The organism is Secundilactobacillus yichangensis (assembly GCF_016861565.1).
Taxonomy (GTDB): Bacteria; Bacillota; Bacilli; order Lactobacillales; family Lactobacillaceae; genus Secundilactobacillus; species Secundilactobacillus yichangensis.
This window is the reverse complement of record NZ_BOLK01000006.1, coordinates 36873-56036: the sequence shown is the minus strand read 5'-3', so window position 1 is coordinate 56036 and position 19164 is coordinate 36873. Positions and strand designations below refer to the sequence as shown.

At 43.7% G+C, this 19164-nt stretch carries 2 protein-coding genes; both read left to right on the top strand.

Annotated elements, in window-relative coordinates; all coding sequences use genetic code 11:
• Nucleotides 1-53: 53 nt before the first annotated feature.
• The gene (locus JUE95_RS06650; RefSeq protein ID WP_203650140.1) at nt 54-12608 is read left to right on the top strand and encodes an MBG domain-containing protein; all 12555 of its coding nucleotides are present in this window, start codon (nt 54-56) and stop codon (nt 12606-12608) included.
• Nucleotides 12609-13136: 528 nt separating this feature from the next.
• Entirely contained in the window at nt 13137-19049 is a 5913-nt protein-coding gene (locus JUE95_RS06645) for an MBG domain-containing protein (RefSeq protein WP_203650138.1), read from the top strand.
• Nucleotides 19050-19164: the final 115 nt, after the last annotated feature.

Here is a 19164-nt window from a genome sequence, read left to right as displayed (position 1 = left end):
ACGGTACCAACCCAGCTAATTTAAACGCTGATGGTACCGTTTCTCGAACCGATATGACGAATGTAACTACTTCATCTGTTCAAGCTGTACAGGATAATTTTAAAGCCGAACGAATTTCCAAGGTTGATGGCAAAGTTGGAACACCTGTAAATATTTCGAATACCATCAGTAATGGTGGGGTGACGTTGGTACCTGAAAAAACCAGGAATACGGTTGGCACGTTAGTTTTTAAAAACCAGATTGATACTAGTAAGGCCTTTACCTTTAACGCAAGTTTTACTTCTCAAACAGCAGGCGGCGGTGGCGGTATTGGGTTTATTTTGCAACCAGTTGATCCGCAAGCCGCTGGGGTTGGCGAGGGTAGTGATCCATCAGTTGATATTGGTATTTATGGGCAGCCTAACACAACTTTCATTGGTCGAGATGGGTATAAAGATGTCGCTGACACTCCCTCAAGAGCGGATACCGACTGGACGAATTTGACTATTCGCCAAACGGATGACCAGGGACACCTCACTGCCACCTCACCAACGTGGTCAAACAGTTCAACACCAGCTACGCCATCGAATGTCAACATTCCTTTGACGGAATACGCAACGTTAACTTGGACACCTACGTCTGGCGTTGTGGACCACAAGGTGACAGGAACTTTAACTTATACCACTTATAAAGATGCCGTGCGGACCCAAAAGGTACAAACACTGACGACTAGCTCAGCGACTTATATTCCAACTAGCAAATTAAATTCAATTACGCTAAATCAATCCGTTTCGATTGCTGCTTTTGGGGCGACTGGTAATGAATTAGATGAGCGGAGTGTTCAGGTTGCAAGTACAACCGATGCCAGTGAAGGTGGCTTTACCGCTAAAGTCAACACCATGCCCATCAAGATTACATACGTTGACCAAGATGGATCCACACCTCTTCACGATGCTGACACAACCAATGTGAACGTTGGGGACAGTTTAACGATTGCTTCAACGACTGATTTAAGTACCAACACGTTTGCACCGAGAACGATCGATGGTTACCGGTTCGTTAAAGCTGTAGCGAGCGATGGGACTAACACCATTACCGTTTCCAACAGCGTATTAAACGCTTTGACTTCTAACCCTAACGTCAACAACATTGTCGTTTACTATACAAATAAAGTGTCTTACACAATTCAGCCAGTGAACGCCTTGGGGCAAAATATCACTGGTCTAGCACCAACTCAAGGCACGGTTAAAATTGGCGATTCAATCACTGCACCGACGTATACGGGATATACGCCGTCAACTGCTACTATAGCCGCACCATTAACTGATGGGACTACACTAAAACTTGCGTACTCTGCAGTTGCAAGTAGTGTCACAGTTAACTATCAAGGATTGCCAACGAGTCTGCCATCAAATTCGGTTAACGGATCAATTGGCAGTACTTATACGATTGCCTCACCGACTGTTCCTGGATATACTGCTGATCAAGCCGCCATATCAGGTACTTTTTCTAAGGAAGGCAATACTGCTTTAACCGTTAAATACACACCTAGTAGCAATAGCTATCAAGTAATTCCGGTAGATGAAAATCAAAACGTCATCGCAACGTTACCCGTTCAGACTGAATCTAGCACGACGGGTGATCCAATTGTTGCACCAACTTATACCGGCTATAAATTAGTCGATAGCAAGACTTTACCAAAAACACAGGGTGGTGTGACGAGTTATCAATTAAGCTATCAAGCGATTCCATACAATGTGCAGGTAACTTACGTTGGTTTGCCAATGCCACAGCCTGTTGGTAATGCTGAAGGGACGATTGGAACTGCATACCAGATTAATTCGCCAATCGTCGCTGGTTACACGCCTGACAAAACAACTATTACGGGTACTTTTTCGGATTCTAGTGCCAATTCATTTACAGTTAATTACACTCCTGATACAAAGGTTTACAAGGTACAACCAGTGGACAGCAATAACGTTCCGATTGCCACTTTGGCACCGCAACAATTTGACGGTAAAACTGGTGATACGATTCAGTACCCCAAATATGATGGCTACACAGTTCAAACAAATAACGAAACGGTGCCAGCGGTTTCTCACCCAACACCGACGATCAACGTCAAATATTTGGCTAATGCGTCATCTATGACCGTTAACTATAATGGCTTGCCGGCCGCTAGTACAGCTGCTAAAACTACAACTGTTAAAGGAGTCACGGATGGGAGCTATAAAATTACAGTACCGACTGTCGCCGGATATACACCTGATGTCTCAGTTGTGACTGGAATTTATAGTAATACTGGTAGCGGTACACAAACAGTAACTTACACGCCTAACAATAACAGTTACACCATCACACCAGTTGATGCGGACGGCCATCCAATTGCTGGGTTAAGCACCGTTAGCGCAAGTACCAAGACTGATGCGCAGATTGAGATGCCTGATTATAGTACTGAAGGCTACGAATTAGTTGCCAGTCAGTCAATCGTGACTCAGCCCGGTGTTACTAATTACCAGGTCAAGTATCAAGCCGATACGCAGAAAATTACAGTGAATTACACTGGCCTTCCAGCTACAGAAGCTAATTTGGCACCCGCTCAAACACAGACCGTTAAAGTTGGGGATAGTTATAACTTTGTTTCTCCAACAATCACGGGTTATACACCTGATATTCCGGTTGTGAGTGGTGTCTATGCTATGGGTGGCGAGTCTTCCTTCAAGGTAACTTATACACCATTGAAAGAAACAGTGACGATTGCTGCAGCGGGGTTGGATCCAGATTCAGCTGCACATTACACTGCTATTACTCAGACTGGAAATTACGGTGAATCGTTTAGTATTCCGGTTACTAATGTTGCTGGATACACTACAAAAGAAGTTACAATTACTGGTACTTATGGTGCAGATAGCGCAAGTAACATGCACGTCGTTACTTATACTGGGCAGCCAGCAAGTGTGACAATTGTATACAGTATTGCTGGTAACGGTGCAACTGCGCCCTCATCTGTAACTTTAACAGGGATTGTTGGCGGTTCTTATACCCAGGACAGTCCAACGGTGAAGGATTACACTCCAGATCAAGCAACGGTTAGCGCGATGTTTACTGCGGCGGATGTTGTCGACAATCATGCACAGATTTCAGTTAAATATGTAACTAGTGCTAATACTTATATCATTCAACCAGTGGATGCGAGCGGCCATTCAATTAGTGCACTGAGTACTACAACGGTAGGAACTTCCGATGGTAAGACCGTGCAAGTGCCTGATTTTAGTGATCAAGGCTACATTACTGATAAGACAACGGCTGAAGTATCAAAAGCCGTTAACAAAATTATCACAGTCACTTATTTGAAGCAGGTTTCCTACACGATTCAACCAGTTGATGTGGATAATGTCGCTATCAGCACCTTGTCGCCAATTACAACCACAGCAACTGTTGGCTCCAAGGTGACGCCACCTATTGAAGCTGGTTATGAGTTGGCAAATCCAGCCACGACGTATACAGTGCCTGACGCTGGCGGCACACTCAGTATTCAATACAAAGTTAAACCGGTCAGCATCGCCCTGGTGCCTGTAGATGGTAACGGACAAGTTATTAGTGGCCTTGGTAAGTGGTTAGTTTCGAATAAACCGCTTGGTGGAACTGTTATTAATGTTACCCCACCTCAATACAGTGGTTATCAGCTTAAATCCAATGATAATTTAAATGTTTCAGTGCCAATTCAAGACGGTCAGCTGATCGTTCCGGTGACGTATTTAAAGATGTTTCCTGCTCAGCTAACCGGTTCAGAAAGCGAAAACTACACTGGTGCCATTCAGACCCCTGATTCAGAAAATTATAAAGTTAATTTACCAGATGGAACGAGTTATGCGTTATCGGCAAGTGATCTGCAAATCGTGTCGAGTGGTTCTACTAGTACGGTTGCCAAAAATGTAGGTACTTATAACGTTCAATTGACGGATGCGGCCAAACAAGCAATCAGCGATTCGTTATCACAAAACTACGCGGTAACTGTTGAAGACAATGCTACGTTCACGATTACGCCAGCGGTATTAACGGTGCCAACTGCGAACACGGCAAAGGTTCCTGTGAATGTTTCTGATCCAGCTCAAAACTCACAGTTAGCAACTTCGATTGTGGTTCAAGGTGCAACGAAGGTTTACGACGGTGATACATCAACGGATCCCATAACCTTTAATGTACTCGTACCTAGTCAATACACTGATTTTAAGATTTCTACTCTGAGTGATAACGATTTTGACATCAGTTCAATTAGTCAAAACGCGGGTAATTATGAAGTTAAACTGAGTGATAAAGGACTTCAAGATTTACAAGCAGCCAACCCCAATTATCAGTTTGATGCTACCGACGTGCAGAGTGGCCTGTTTGTGATTACAAAAGCACCAGTGACCATTAAAGCTGACAATGTTACGACAGCATACACTGGTAAGACTTATGATGATGCCACACTGAAAGCGGAAGTGATAGCACCGTTGCCTGCAAAAGGTGACAAGCTAGTTTATGCCTTGAGTGCTAATGGTGTCGCCGATGCAAGTGCGGTCGGTTATCCTATTACGGTAAATGCAAGCGCAACGGATAATCCAAATTACGATATTACGACCGTTTCTGGCCAGTTGTTTATCACGCCAAATGCCGATGCAGTAATCAAGGTTGGTAATGACCGTAAAACATACGATGGGACAACCAAAGTTGCTGATTCTCAATACAAAGTTGGATTATCGGCAGGTATGATTGAACCAACCTGGAACGCCAGCGACTTTGACTTTAGTGGTATCACTAGTGCGAATGTTGGCAACAACTATTCAATGACACTAAGCAATCAAGGAATTGCAGATCTTCAAAAAGTTAATCCAAACTATGCCATAACAAGAGCCAATGTGACAGTGGGTAATTTTGCAATAACGCCAAATACTACCGCAAGAGTTGCAATTGGCAATGGTACGAAGACTTATGATGGCAGTACGAATGTGGCTGCTACACTGTTTCAGGTAACGGGTTCAACTGGTATCACTGTTCCAACGTTGACTGATGACGATTTTGATTTCAGTGGCATTACCAGTGCCAATGTAGGCAGTTATGCGGTTAAACTCAGTGATGCAGGAATTGCAGCATTACAAAGTGTGAATACAAATTACACAATCACTAGCAGCAATGTGACTGGCGGTGATTTGGTCATCACGCCGAATGCAACTGGGAAAGTACTAATTAGTACGGGTAATAAAGTTTACGATGGTACTACGAATGTTGCTCCTACCGGTTTTAAAGTGACTGGACCAGCTGATATGACAATTCCAATATTGACCGCTAACGATTTTGATTTCAGTGGAATTAAGAGCGCCAATGTGGGACAGTATTCAGTAAAACTCAGTGAAGTTGGCGTTAATGCACTGCAAAGTGCCAATGCTAACTACACAATCACCAGTGCCAATGTGACTGCCGGCAACTTAAATATCACACCAGCTCACATTACTATAACTGCGCCTAGCGAAACCGTGACCTACAATGGTCAGGTTCCAGTCTTACCGAAAGAAACAGTAACGGTTCAAGACGGCGCCATTGGCACACCGGTAGCTTATACAATCAGCAATAATGTGAAAGCTGATGCAGGTGGATATTATACGAATGTTGAGTTGCCGACTACTGGTAACGAAAACTATGCCATTACAAAGGTTAACGGTACGGTGACAGTTACGCCGAATACGAGTGCTGAGATAACACTTAGTGATGCCAATAAAATTTACGATGGTACTACGAATGTTGCTGCCACCAGCTTTAAGGTGACTGGACCAACTGATATGGTCATTCCAACATTGACCGCTGATGATTTCGACTTCAGTGGAATTAAGAGTGCCAATGTGGGACAGTATTCAGTAAAACTTAGTGAAGCTGGTATTGACGCACTACAAAGTGCTAATAACAACTACACGATTACTAGCAGTAATGTGACCGCCGGTAATCTGAATATTATGAGAGCACACATTACCATAACTGCACCTAGCGAAACCGTGACCTACAATGGTCAGGTTCCAGTCTTACCGAAAGAAACAGTGTCGATTCAAGACGGCAAGGTTGGTACACCAGTGGCATATACAATTATTAGTGATGCCAAAGCAAGTGTTGGTGATTACACCACGAAAGTTAACTTACCCACTGATGGGAATTCGAATTACGTAATTACCACCACTGATGGGAAACTGTCTGTCACACCAAATACAACTGCTGTTGTTGAGATCACTGCTAGGCCCAAGGTCTATGATGGCAGCACTAACGTGGACGTCACGGACTTCACAGTGACTGGACCAGTTGATATGACAGTGCCGACGTTTACCGCAGAAGATTTCGATTTGAGCGGGATCACCAGCGCTAACGTGGGCAATTATTCAATTAAACTTAGTGAGACTGGGATTGTAGCACTTCAAAATGCAAATAAGAACTACACAATCAGTAGTGCTAATGTGACAGCCGGTACTTTAAATGTTACGCCGGCTCACATTACTATTACCGCACCTAGCGAAACCGTGGTTTACAACGGTCAAGTACCGGTCTTACCAAAAGAAACCATCACGGTTCAAGACGGTCAAATCGGTACATCAGTGGCATACACTATCAAGAGTGATGTTGCTGCAGGTGTTGGTGGTTATACCACAAAAGTTAATTTACCAAGTGGTGGCAACAAGAACTACGCGATTGCAGCGGTTAACGGCGCGGTGACAGTTACGCCGAATGCCAGTGCTAAAGTGACATTAAGTGATGCCAACAAAGTTTATGATGGCACCACGACTGTTGCTGCCACTGACTTTAAGGTGACTGGACCAGCCGATATGGTTATTCCAACATTAACTGCTGAGGATTTTGATTTCAGTGGTATCAAGAGTGATGCGGGGCAGTATTCCGTAAAGCTTAGTGAAGCTGGCATTAACGCACTGCAAAGTGCTAACAAGAACTACACAATTACTGGCGGCAATGTGACCGCTGGTAACCTAAACGTCACTCCAGCGCACATTACCATCACCGCACCCAGCGAAAGTGTGACCTACAACGGTCAAACTCCAGTCTTACCGAAAGAAACAGTGACGGTTCAAGACGGCGCTGTTGGCACAGCAGTGGCTTATACTATTAGTAGTAACGCCAAATCAAATGTTGGCGATTACGTTACGACAGTTGAATTGCCAACTACGGGTAATGGAAACTACGTGATTACAACGGTTGAAGGAAAGTTATCAGTCACACCAAATACAACCGCTACTGTTCAAATCAGTGCGGATCCTAAAGTTTATGATGGGACCACTAATGTGGCTGCCAGCAACTTTAAGGTGACCGGTCCAACTGACATGACGATTCCAAGCTTAAACGCTGATGATTTTGATTTCAGTGGAATCGATAGTGCCAACGTTGGCAGTTATTCGATTAAGCTCAGTGATACCGGTGTTAAAGCACTACAGGCTGTAAATAAAAACTACAGGATCACCGGTAGCAATGTAACTGCCGGTAACTTAAATATCACACCAGATACCAACGCCAAAGTACAAATCAATAACGGATCAAAAGCGTACGATGGGACCAAAGCGGTAGCCACCACCTCCCTAGCCCTCAACCTGCCAACTGATATGAAGGTACCCGCTTGGAATACCGATGATTTTGATTTCAGCGGGGTTACCAGTGCCAATGTTGGTGATTATCAGATCAGTTTAAGTGATAAAGGAATCAATGATTTACAAGCAATTAACAAGAACTACACCATTACTCGTCAGAACGTCACTGCCGGCAACTTCCAAATTACTCAGAAAGATGGCTTAACGCTTGGCGTTACGAGTAGAGATAAGACTTATGATGGCGTTGCTGCTCAGTACACGCTGACGCTGCCAGATGGCGTACAAACACCTAGCGACTGGAGTGTCGCTGATTATAGTCTTGTAGCTCCAGTTAACGCTGGTACTTATACCGTTACTTTGAGTGACAAAGGTCTTCAAGACCTGAAGGCTGCTAACCCGAACTACGATATTCAATCAGCAAAAGTGACTGGTGATACGTTCACTATCAGCAAAGCCAACGTCACGATTACTGCTAAGGATGAAAGCATGGTTTATAGCGGCGAAGCATACGATGATGCCAACCTAGAAGAAAATGTTAGTGGTAAACCAGTCAACGGTTCGGATTTGAAATACACGGTAACGGCTAATGCCGCTACTAACGTGAACGATGAAGGTTATACCATTAAAGTGCTTGTCGATTCAGCAGATAATCTGAACTACAATATTAAGACAATTAATGGTAAATTAACCATTACGCCTGCACCAATTATGGTGACTGCACCAACTATTTCTAAGACTTATGATGGCAAGGCTTATTCAGGTGAGTATCAGGTTGCAATTGATGGTCTACCAGAAAATGGGGTTAAACCGACATTTGTTCTGACGGATATTAGTGGCGATACGAATGCAGGCACATACACACTGACAGCTTCCAGCCAGAATGCTGGCAATTACGCTGTCACTTATCAGCCTGGTTTGTTGACAATCAACAAAGCAGACTTAACAGTTACAATTCAGAATCAGACAAAAGTTTATGATAATAACAGTGCCGAGGATCCGCAAAATTACGCGCTGCAATTATCAACTGGCGATCAATTAACGTTACCTAGTTCAGACTTTAATCTCATGGCAAATAACGGCGATGGCTTTAGTCAAAATGTTGGTACCTACACTATTAGTTTGAACCAATCGGGTGTCGATGAGGTTAACCAGCAAATGCCAAACTACACGCTGGCAGCTTCAAAGGTATCAACTGGGCATTTCACTATCACCCCTGAACAAGTTATGGCTGGTACGATTTCAGTTGATTCAATTACTAAGGTCTACGATGGTGATGCTAATACTGATCCTAAGACTTATGGTTTGACTGTTTCAGACGAGTATCCTGAATTTGTTATTCCCGCTAATTTAGCGGCTGAAGATTTTGATACTACTGGCATCACTAGTCAAAATGTTGGTAACTATGCCGTTAAATTAACTCAAGCTGGTATTGAGAAACTCAGCCAAGCTAACACCAATTATGCGATTACTGCTGATAGTATTAGCAGCGGTCAACTTCACATTACTAAGCGACCAGTAACCATTGCAGCAAACGATGTGCACAAGGTTTATGATGGCAGTTCTTATAATAAACAAGGAACAGCTGAAGTTTCCAATACCACTCAGTCAGGTACGCCATTAATTTATACCGTGAGTGTACCCAAGAATGTTGACACTGTTATTGATGCGCCAATCACGATAACGGCTGATGCAGCTGCTAACTCCAACTACGAAATTACAACAGTGGCTGGTAAATTCACTGTCTCGGCCAAAGCATTAGCGGATAACGCAATCACTATTAGTGACGCTACCAAGACGTACGACGATGATGCTAGCGACGTGCCTGCATTCACTCTAAGTGCACCAGACGCAGCGAATAATCCAAACTTTGTGATGCCAGCAAATCTTACTACGGCGTATTTCAATACGACTTCAGCTGCTAGTCAAAACGTTGGCAACTATGATGTGACCTTGACAGATAGTGGGATTCAGAAATTACAGGATGCTAATCCGAACTATGTCATTCCAGCGAAGAGTATCGGTAGCGGTTTGTTGAGCATTACGCGAAAGGCCGTAACCATCAGCGCGCCAGCACTATCAAAGATTTATGATGGTAATGCTTATACTGGTGCTGATTTGACGGGAACGGTCACGGGTCAAGTCGGTGATCAACAAGTCGTTTATGGTTTAACTGATTTAAGCCAGTATATTAACGCTGGTGATTACGAGATTGATGTCGCTGTTGATTCAGCGTCCTCGGTCAACCAGAACTATGATATTCAAACCGCCAAGGGCCAGTTAACCATTAAAAAAGCAGCTGTTACCATTGCGGTACCCCAAGGTTTGACCAAAATGTATGATGGTAGTGGGTATGTTCTAAACGATAGTACTGCTACGGTTACGGGCAAGCCAGATAATGGCGCAACTGTTAACTATCATTTGTCCTCACTTGAAAATGCTGTTAACGCGGGCACCTACTCAGTAAATGTTACTGATACGGCTGACAATCCCAACTACGACATTACAGTGGTTCCAAGTACGTTCACCGTGACTAAGAACACCGAGGCTCCTATTCAAATTGGTTCGGCAAGTAAGACTTACGATAATAATGAGAAGACAGATCCTCAAAGGTACGCTGTAACCTTGCCAGCAAGAGTTTCCGCGCCTGATAGCTGGTCGGCGGATGATTTTGAATTGTCAGATGACAGTCAAAATGTTGGTTCGTATGATGTGGCGTTGAGCGACAAAGGGATTCAAAAATTAAATGCCGCTAACACTAACTACAGCTTTAACGCCGGTAATGTTACAGCTGGTCAATTGACAATTAATCCTGCATCACTTACGGTGATTGCACCAACTATCAGCCAAACTTATGATGGTGTGGCGTATGCTGGAGATTATTCGGCTAAAATCAGTGGTATGCCGGTAAATGCCACCAGTCCAAGCTTCAAACTGACTGATATCAGCCAGAATGTCAATGCTGGGACTTACGGTATTCAAGCAAGCGCTTCTGGTGATACTTCGAACTACGCCATTACTTACGTTGATGGTTCGCTGACGATTACACCACAAACATTGGGTCAGGCCACTGTTAATTCAGCTGGCTCGCCAGCTAATACCGACGATCCAACTGATAATCATCAGGCTGATGATTTCGTAGTCGTTCAGGGTGCTACTAAGGTCTATGATGGCGATACCGCCACGGATCCAACAACGTATCAAGTTTTGGCACCAAGCGATTATTCTGAATTTAACATTCCGACCTTCACTGCTGATGACTTCACGACGGTTAGCGATGGTCAAAATGCTGGTCAGCACGTGGTTACCTTGAACGCTTTGGGTCTCGCAAAATTCCAAGCAGTTAACAAGAACTACCAGTTTGATGCACAGTCGATTCAAAATGGGTTGTTAGTGATCACACCAGCACCAATTTCGATTGCTGCACCAAATCTGACTAAACAATACGACGGTTATCCATATACCGGTTCAATGACACCTGTTATCAATGGCGTACCCGCAAAAGGAGTTGCGCCGGTTTATACCCTGACAGCGCTAAACGATGATGTGAATGCAGGACATTATTCAATTACCGTTAATTTCTCGGCAAAGGATAATTCCAATTACACCATTTCAACCACAGCGGGGCAGTTAACAATCACGCCAATCACACCGCAATTCCGGGTTATGATTGATGCTTGTTATCAACTTTATAGTGGTAAACCAACTGATAATCAGGTTTATCCAGTGACCATCACCGGGGCGGACCTTATTCAACCGGAGTGGACACCCGCAGACTTTGTAATTTCGGGTACGCCTGATACCGTTGGCACGTATCTAGTGACCTTGAGTAAGGCTGGTTGGAAGAAGTTACAGCAAGCAAACCTCAATGACGTTGTTGAAGCGGACCCAACAAAGGTAACGCCCGGCGCACTTGTTATCGAACCTGTTAGCGTGGCAAAAGCTGACCTGGGTCAAATCCAAGTTGGCAGCCAAACAAAGGTTTACGATGGTGCAGCTGACGACCCGACTGGCTACACCGTAACGTTGCCAGATAAACTGATAGCACCAGTATGGTCAGCAGGTGATTTTGAACGGAAAGACACCAGTGAAAACGCGGGTGACTACCCTGTGACCTTAAGTCAGTTTGGCTTAGCGGCGCTTCAGGCAGCTAATCTCAATTACGTCATTAGCGTTGACGATATCACTCCAGGTCAACTAACGATTACCAAGGCGCCAATTACAATTACCGCGCCTGGTGGCCTTTCGAAGGATGACGACGGTCAACCTTATTCAGGCACAGCTGCTGGACAGGTTACTGGTCGACCAGTAAATGGTTCCTCAGTTGTTTATCAGGTTAATTATGGTAACAGCGGTAGTGTCGGAACTCACTTGGTCAGCATCATTGCTGATCCTAAGCTGAATTCTAATTACGAAATCACAACTGTTTCGAACAACTATCAGATTTTGCCGCGACCAATTGTTGTGACACAATCAGATTCGCCTAAGACAGAAAGTCCAAAGTTTAAGCAAGCAGTTGCTGAGCCGGTATTCTACCGGTCAGATCAACGCGGTAGCTCAACTATTGGACAGTTAATAACGTTGCGGATTCCGGCTGCCCAGGAGCTTGATCAAGCCAAAGAGATCATCAAGTCTGCCCCAGAAGGTGCAGAATTGGTTGTTTCGAGTCAGGATGGTTCTGCCTCAACGCACGGTCAAAGTTCAAACAAGCATTCAACCGCCAAGGTGTCTAAACAAGGTGCTGAAGGTGGCGTGCAAGAGACTAAACAGAGCAGTAATTACACAAGGTCTGGTACTGCTGTATCAGGTAATGTTTCATATGAATCACGTGCTTCTTATCAAAATAGGGTGAAACTCGAACGGCAATCAGCAAACACTCGTGTATCAATGGCTGCTGGAGTCAAACACTTACCGCAAACTGATGAGACACAATCATCGTGGCTTGCAGTCCTAGGTGTAGCGCTCATGAGTTTATTGGGGATGCTAGGATTTAAGAAACGTAAATCGGATCAATAAACTTTTAGTCGTTTAAAAAGCACATTTGTCAGTCAATGAACTGGCAAATGTGCTTTTTGTATTGGCAAATCCGTTTAGAACTATTGACGTTTAGTTAAGAATTTTAAAAAGTTTTTAAATTAAATTATTACAATCTTAGGAAAACGTATAAGTTGCGCTATCAGTAATGATACCGTTAACAGAATAAAAGTGTTGCAAAATAGTTAAAAAAGTGAGCAACTTTGTGTAATAGTAAACGTGCATTTTATTCTATAAGTGATATGATGTTCCAGAAATAAGTTTTAAATTTAATTATAAAAGATAATAGTCTGCGCTAGCAAAAGACAACCCATGACCATCCTTTTAAATCAGGTAGTCATGAGTTTTTATTTCTATCGTATTGGCTGTTCTTTTCGATTACACACTAAATTAGTTTAAGAACAGGTAAACGATGTTATTCGTGCTTCGAAGATGATCAATCATTCGATTATCATCTTGAATTCGATTAGCAACTTTTATTGGGTCATTGGATGGAGGCACGATTTAAATATGACTAAACGACAAGAAAAACAGTTAAATAAAGCCATTACGGATCATAAAGAACACTATAAAATGTATAAAAGTGGGGGTGCTTGGTCATTTGCTGCGATTGTCCTGTTATCAGGTGCTCTTTGGGTTGCGCCAGTAATGACGGCTAAAGCGGACACTGCAAGCAAGGATACAGTTGTTAACCAAGCGGCAAGTAACTTAAGCGGTCAGACCAATAGCAGCACTGACGGCGAACAGCCAAGTACAGTAGACGCAACCACACCACCGGCACCGGCCGTCGCACACACGCAAACAGCGACTGACACTGCAGTACAAGCGACATCTAAAGCCGCGGTAAAACCAGTTACAGCAGCCGTTAATCAACCTGATAGCAATCAGCTTACGACTGCGAACTTAAATAAGATCAATTCAGCTAATTTAAATGAAGATGGCAGTGTTTCAACTGATGATAAAACTAAGGTCTCCGTATCCAACGCTAACGATGTTCAAGCTAACTTTGAAGCAGAACAGGCCGTCAAATCTCCAACGGGCGAAATAACCGCATCGGATATAACTAACACCATTAAAGATAGTGGTGTGACATTAGTACCGACAAATCAGCGCACAACTGCTGGTACATTAGTCTTTAAAAACCAAATTGATACCAGTAAACCATTTACTATTAACGCCACGTTTAACACAGAAAATGCCAGTGATAAAGTGACCGAAAGTGGTGGCGGTGGACTGGGCTTTATTATACAGCCAGTTGACCCGCAGAATGCCGGTGTTGGTGCGGGCAGCGATCCTTCTGCTAACCTTGGTATTGCAGGCCAGCAGAACGTTACCTTTATTGGTCGGGATGGTTATATTGGTGCTGATGGTGATACACCATGGAACCAACTAACGGTGCGTCAAACGACTAATGCGGGTGTCTTATCTAAAGATACACCGATTTGGTATTCAGACCAAAATCCGGGTCTAAAGGTGCCGCTTACGGAATATGTAACACTGTCCTGGACGCCGCAGACGGGTGTCGTTAATCACCAGGTCACAGGTTTTCTTACCTATTCTACTTATGAGGATGAAGCTAGAACCAAGCTGATTCAAACGATGGCAACTATACAAAGAAATGCACCGTGGTTCAGTGATCGACCGTCTATCTCATTAGACCAGTCAGTGTCAATTGCGGCGATTGGAGCAGTTGGCGATGCCGTTAATCAAAGAACCGTCACAATTGAAAATATTGATGGTCAAAATGCCTTTAATGCTTCAATAAGTCACGTGCCAGTTCAGATTAATTACCTGAGTCAAGATGGCAAAACGGTTCTGCATGCACCTGACGTTACCAATGTTAATTTTGGTAGTTCGATTGGTATTGATAAAATCACTGATTTAAATACCAGCACCTTTGCACCACGTGTAATTAAGGGTTATCAATTCGTCAAAGCGGTGTCCAATGCAGGAACTAACTCATTGACGATTACGAACGCGTCCATGCAAAATGATCAAAGCAATAGCATCAACGTTTATTATACCAATCAAGTGAATTACACCATTCAGCCAGTGGACGCTCAAGGGAACAGTATTGCTGCACCAAAACAAATGACTTCAATGATTGGGGAACAAGTTTCAGCGCCGCTTTTAACCGGCTATACCGCTACAAATAGCGGCATCATTGCCCCTGATTTAGACGGTAGTGTGATCAAGGCTAATTATTCAGCCAACGTTACACAGTTAGTGATCAACTACGCAGGACCGACTGGTTCGCTTGGAAAGGTCAATATCAGTGGCCGGTTTGGCGAAACTTACACGATCGACACACCAGTTATCCCCGGGTATAAGGCTGATCTGAGCTCTATCCAAGGCGTCTATACGGATGCGGATCAACAATTAGTTGTGTCGTACTCTGCCAGCAGCAACAGCTATCAAATTATTCCTGTTGATGATGCTGGTAACGTTATTGCAGCGCTGCCTAAGACTACTGAAAGCAGTGTAACTGAGACGCCAATCAATCCAGCTACGTACGCTGGCTATAGTCTAGCTACGAATCAGACGCTGCCAATTACCCAGGGCGGTAAGGATAGCTATCAAGTGCATTACACAGCTAACACGTATCAAGTGACCGTGAATTATGAGGGATTACCAACTAATCCGAATGCTAAAACCATCTCAGGTACAACGGGAGAGGATTATCAAGTCGACACGCCAGTGGTTACTGGCTATACCGCAGATCAATCAAGTATTGCTGGTGTATTTGGACCGGCTACTACTGAAAATGGGGCTTTTGTGGTTCACTATACTGCTGACACTAAGCGTTACAAGGTGCAACCGGTTGATGGTCAGCAAAAGCCAATCCAATCGTTAGAAGTTCAGCAGGTTGAAGGCAAAACGGGCGATAAAGTTGATTACCCAAGTTATGAGGGTTACACCGTACAGCCAAATGGTGAGATAGTACCCGCTGTTTCGGCTACGACGCCGACAATTAATGTTCGATACACGCCAAACGCGTCTAAACTAACGGTTTATTTCACTGGGTTGCCAAAAGATTTGCCAGCATTTACGCAAATCGGCGTAACGGATGGCATCTATTCAATCGATGTTCCTGAGGTTGTTGGTTATACTCCTGACAAAACTGTTTTGACCGGGACCTATAGTAGTCGAGGCGGTTCAGAAGAAACCGTTACTTTTACCGCAAACGATAATAGCTACACGATCACGCCTGTTGACGAGAATGGCGTTGCCATTGTCGGTTTAAGTCAAAATAGTGGAATTTCAAAGACGGGGGCAATCATTGCTGCTCCTGACTATAGTCAAGAGGGATATCAACTGATTGCCGGGCAGGACCCCTTAGTGACGTTACCCGGTGTCGATGATTATCAGTTAAAGTACGTGTCTAACACTCAGACATTGAAGGTTAATTACAATTTACCTGATGGTCAAAATCTGCCTGAACAAGTGGAACACGGCAAGATTGGCGAAGCCTATACCATTGTTTCACCAACGGTTAAAGGGTACACGCCTGACGTGACCACTGTTACTGGCATATACCAGAATCAGGAAGAACCTGTTACGGTGACTGTCGACTATACGCCAATCACCGTGGAGGTTACGGTTCAGTACGCGGGGTTGGACTCAGCAACTGCTAGCACGTACCAAGCACCAACGGTAACGGGACAATTCGGTAAACAATTTCAAATACAGGTTCCTGATATTCCGGGCTATACAGCCGACCAAACGACAATTAAAGGCGTCTTCTCAGCGGATAGGGGTGCTAACTTACACGTTGTTAATTACACCGGGAAACCGGCTTCAGTAACAATTAATTACACCGGGGCCGATTCGAATCCCAAGGCAGTAACGTTATCCGGTGTGGTTGGCCAAGCCTATTCGCAAGTATCACCGTTATTGGATAGTTTTACTCCTGATGAAGCCGCAGTTAATGGTGAGTTTACGGCTGATAACGCCGCTGACTCAACCACTAATTCACCAATTACAGTGAACTATCACCTTAAACAGTCATTAGTACCTTATAGAATTACTCCGGTTGACGCAAATAATGTACCGATTACTAATGTGCCAGGGGTTGTTCAGGTGAGTGGCTACGTTAAGGATGGTTCCGTTGTTGAAACACCAGATTACAGTACTTTGGGTTATGTTACTTCCCAACAGAGTATCACGCCAACCCATCAAATACAGACCTTTACGGTTCAGTATCAAAAGCAGGTTAGCTATACGATGCAGGCGGTTGATGATAACGGACAACCAATTGCTAATTTAGCACTCGTCACCGCGAATGGAATCGTTGGTTCAGCAGTTACACCGATTTCAGTGCTGGGATACAATCTAGCGAACGACACTTACACGGTGCCCGACGATGCTAAGCCAATCCAAATTAAGTACACACCAAAAACAGTTGCCGTAACGGTAATCCCAGTTGATGGCAATGGCGTTCGGATCAACGATTTCCAGCCAGTCACTGTTAGCCAAACAGGTGGCACTCAGTTGAATACGGCAACGCTGACACAACCAGGTTATGAAATTAAACAGCAGGACGCAATCAATGTACCAATTAGCGATACGGGTATTACAGTGCCTGTGACGTACCTGAAAGAAGTCACGCTAGGTTTAAGCGGCCGAGATACTGAGGTTTATACCGGCAAAGAACAGTTAATTGATCCCGCAAAGTATACTGTTGAGTTACCAGATGGTAGTAATTATAACCTTAAGGCAAGCGGTATTGAGTATTTGCCAGCAGAACAGGATGAAGATGATGCCGTTCAAAACGTTGGTATTTATCATGTTCAATTAACTGAAAGCGGCAAGGCTGAAATCGAACACGCTTTAGCACAGAATTATCTGGTTTCTTTTGATGATTCTAAAACGGGTTCATTAGTCATAACACCGGCTTCCATCACAATTGCGGCTCCCAGCCTGATTACGGAATATACCGGCACCCAGATTTCCGTACCTGCAGGAAATATTACAACTTCATCTGACAGCTTAACGGCGACGCCAAGCTACAAAATTGCTGTGAATGGAGACCTACTCAATGCGGGTCTATACACCACAACGGTTCAGCTTATTGAGGGTACGAATAATGCCAATTATAAAATAACAACTGTCTCTGGAAGAATTACTGTTAATCCTAGTAAGAAGGCTGTTATTTCCATTGGTGATACCAGCAAAAATTATGATGGGACAACTGCTGTTAATACAAATCAGCTTAATATTACGGTATCTAATGATTTAGAGACGCCTGAATGGTCTGCTGATGACTTTGATCTAAGTGGTATTAGCAGTGCTAACATTGGTGACTATTCAGTTAAACTGAGTGACAAAGGTCTGTCGGATCTGCAGATCAAGAATCCTAACTTCATTATTTCAGCGGAAAACGTCACACCAGGATCTTTTAAGATTACGCCAGCGCCGATTAAAATTGCTGCCCCAACATTAACTAAAAATTATGATGGTAGTTCTTATGTTGATTCAGTGGTACCAACGATTACAGGTGTTCCTAGTGAAGGTGTAACGCCGGTTTACTCGCTAACTGCACTGAATACTGATTCTGAAGCAGGTAAGTACAAAATTACGGTTGACGCACCAGCGAATCAAAATCAAAACTACTCGGTTACAACTGTTGATGGACAGTTGACGATTTTGCCGACGAAACCGCAATTCAAATTTCTAGTAGATGCCAGTTATCAAACTCTTGGTCAGCAAGTGGTCACGATTACGACTGATACGGGAGTGAAAATCAATCAACCTAATTGGACGACGGCTGATTTTATTCGTGTGAATACGGGAAATTGTACGTATACCATGACCTTGAGCAATCAAGGATTAAAGGCGCTCCAAGAAGCTAACCCCAACTTCACGATTAGTTCAGATGATATTAAGGCTAGCTTACCAATACTGATTGAAACACCAGCTATGGGTAGTACTACGGCTAGTCTGCCGACGAATGAAACTGACGAATCTTTACGAGAACCATTGTCACAGCAAGTTGCAGTGACAAGTATTGGTACTAACGAAGAAAAATTCAAGCCAGTCTTCAATGGGGGTGGAGAGATAGCTGAATTTGTTCCTGGGGATCCAAAATTAGCTGTATTGAATCAGACTGGGTTAGATTACAAGCAAGTTGCGACGCGGTATGTAGACAAGACTGATACGGAGCAGAGTCTTCAAAATGGTACTTGGCCGATTAATCAAAATAATCCTCAAAACGCCATTTTAGGTGCAGTTCGTCAAACTGGTGACGTTACGAAACCAAAAACGGCGGATCAAATGGCGCAGCATGTGACCGATAAGAATCAAGTTACCGCACAAAATAAATTACCGCAAACCAGTGAAAGTCCAGCAACCTGGTTGACAGTATTAGGTTTAACGTTGTTGAATCTGTTTGGATTATTAGGCTTTAAGAAACGTCTTAAGTAAGCAAGTTAAGGAAAGCTAAACGCCTAAGTTGAGGTTGCGGCATAGGATCCTTAGAATAAAAGGTACTAGGTAAAAATTAATTTTTTACTTGGTACCTTTTTCGCTTCAAGCTTGC

What these genes read in the sequence shown, in the direction of transcription:
- JUE95_RS06650 (WP_203650140.1), top strand. Translation starts at nt 54, where the DNA reads ATGACGAATGTAACTACTTCATCTGTTCAAGCTGTACAGGATAATTTT.
- JUE95_RS06645 (WP_203650138.1), top strand. Translation starts at nt 13,137, where the DNA reads ATGACTAAACGACAAGAAAAACAGTTAAATAAAGCCATTACGGATCAT.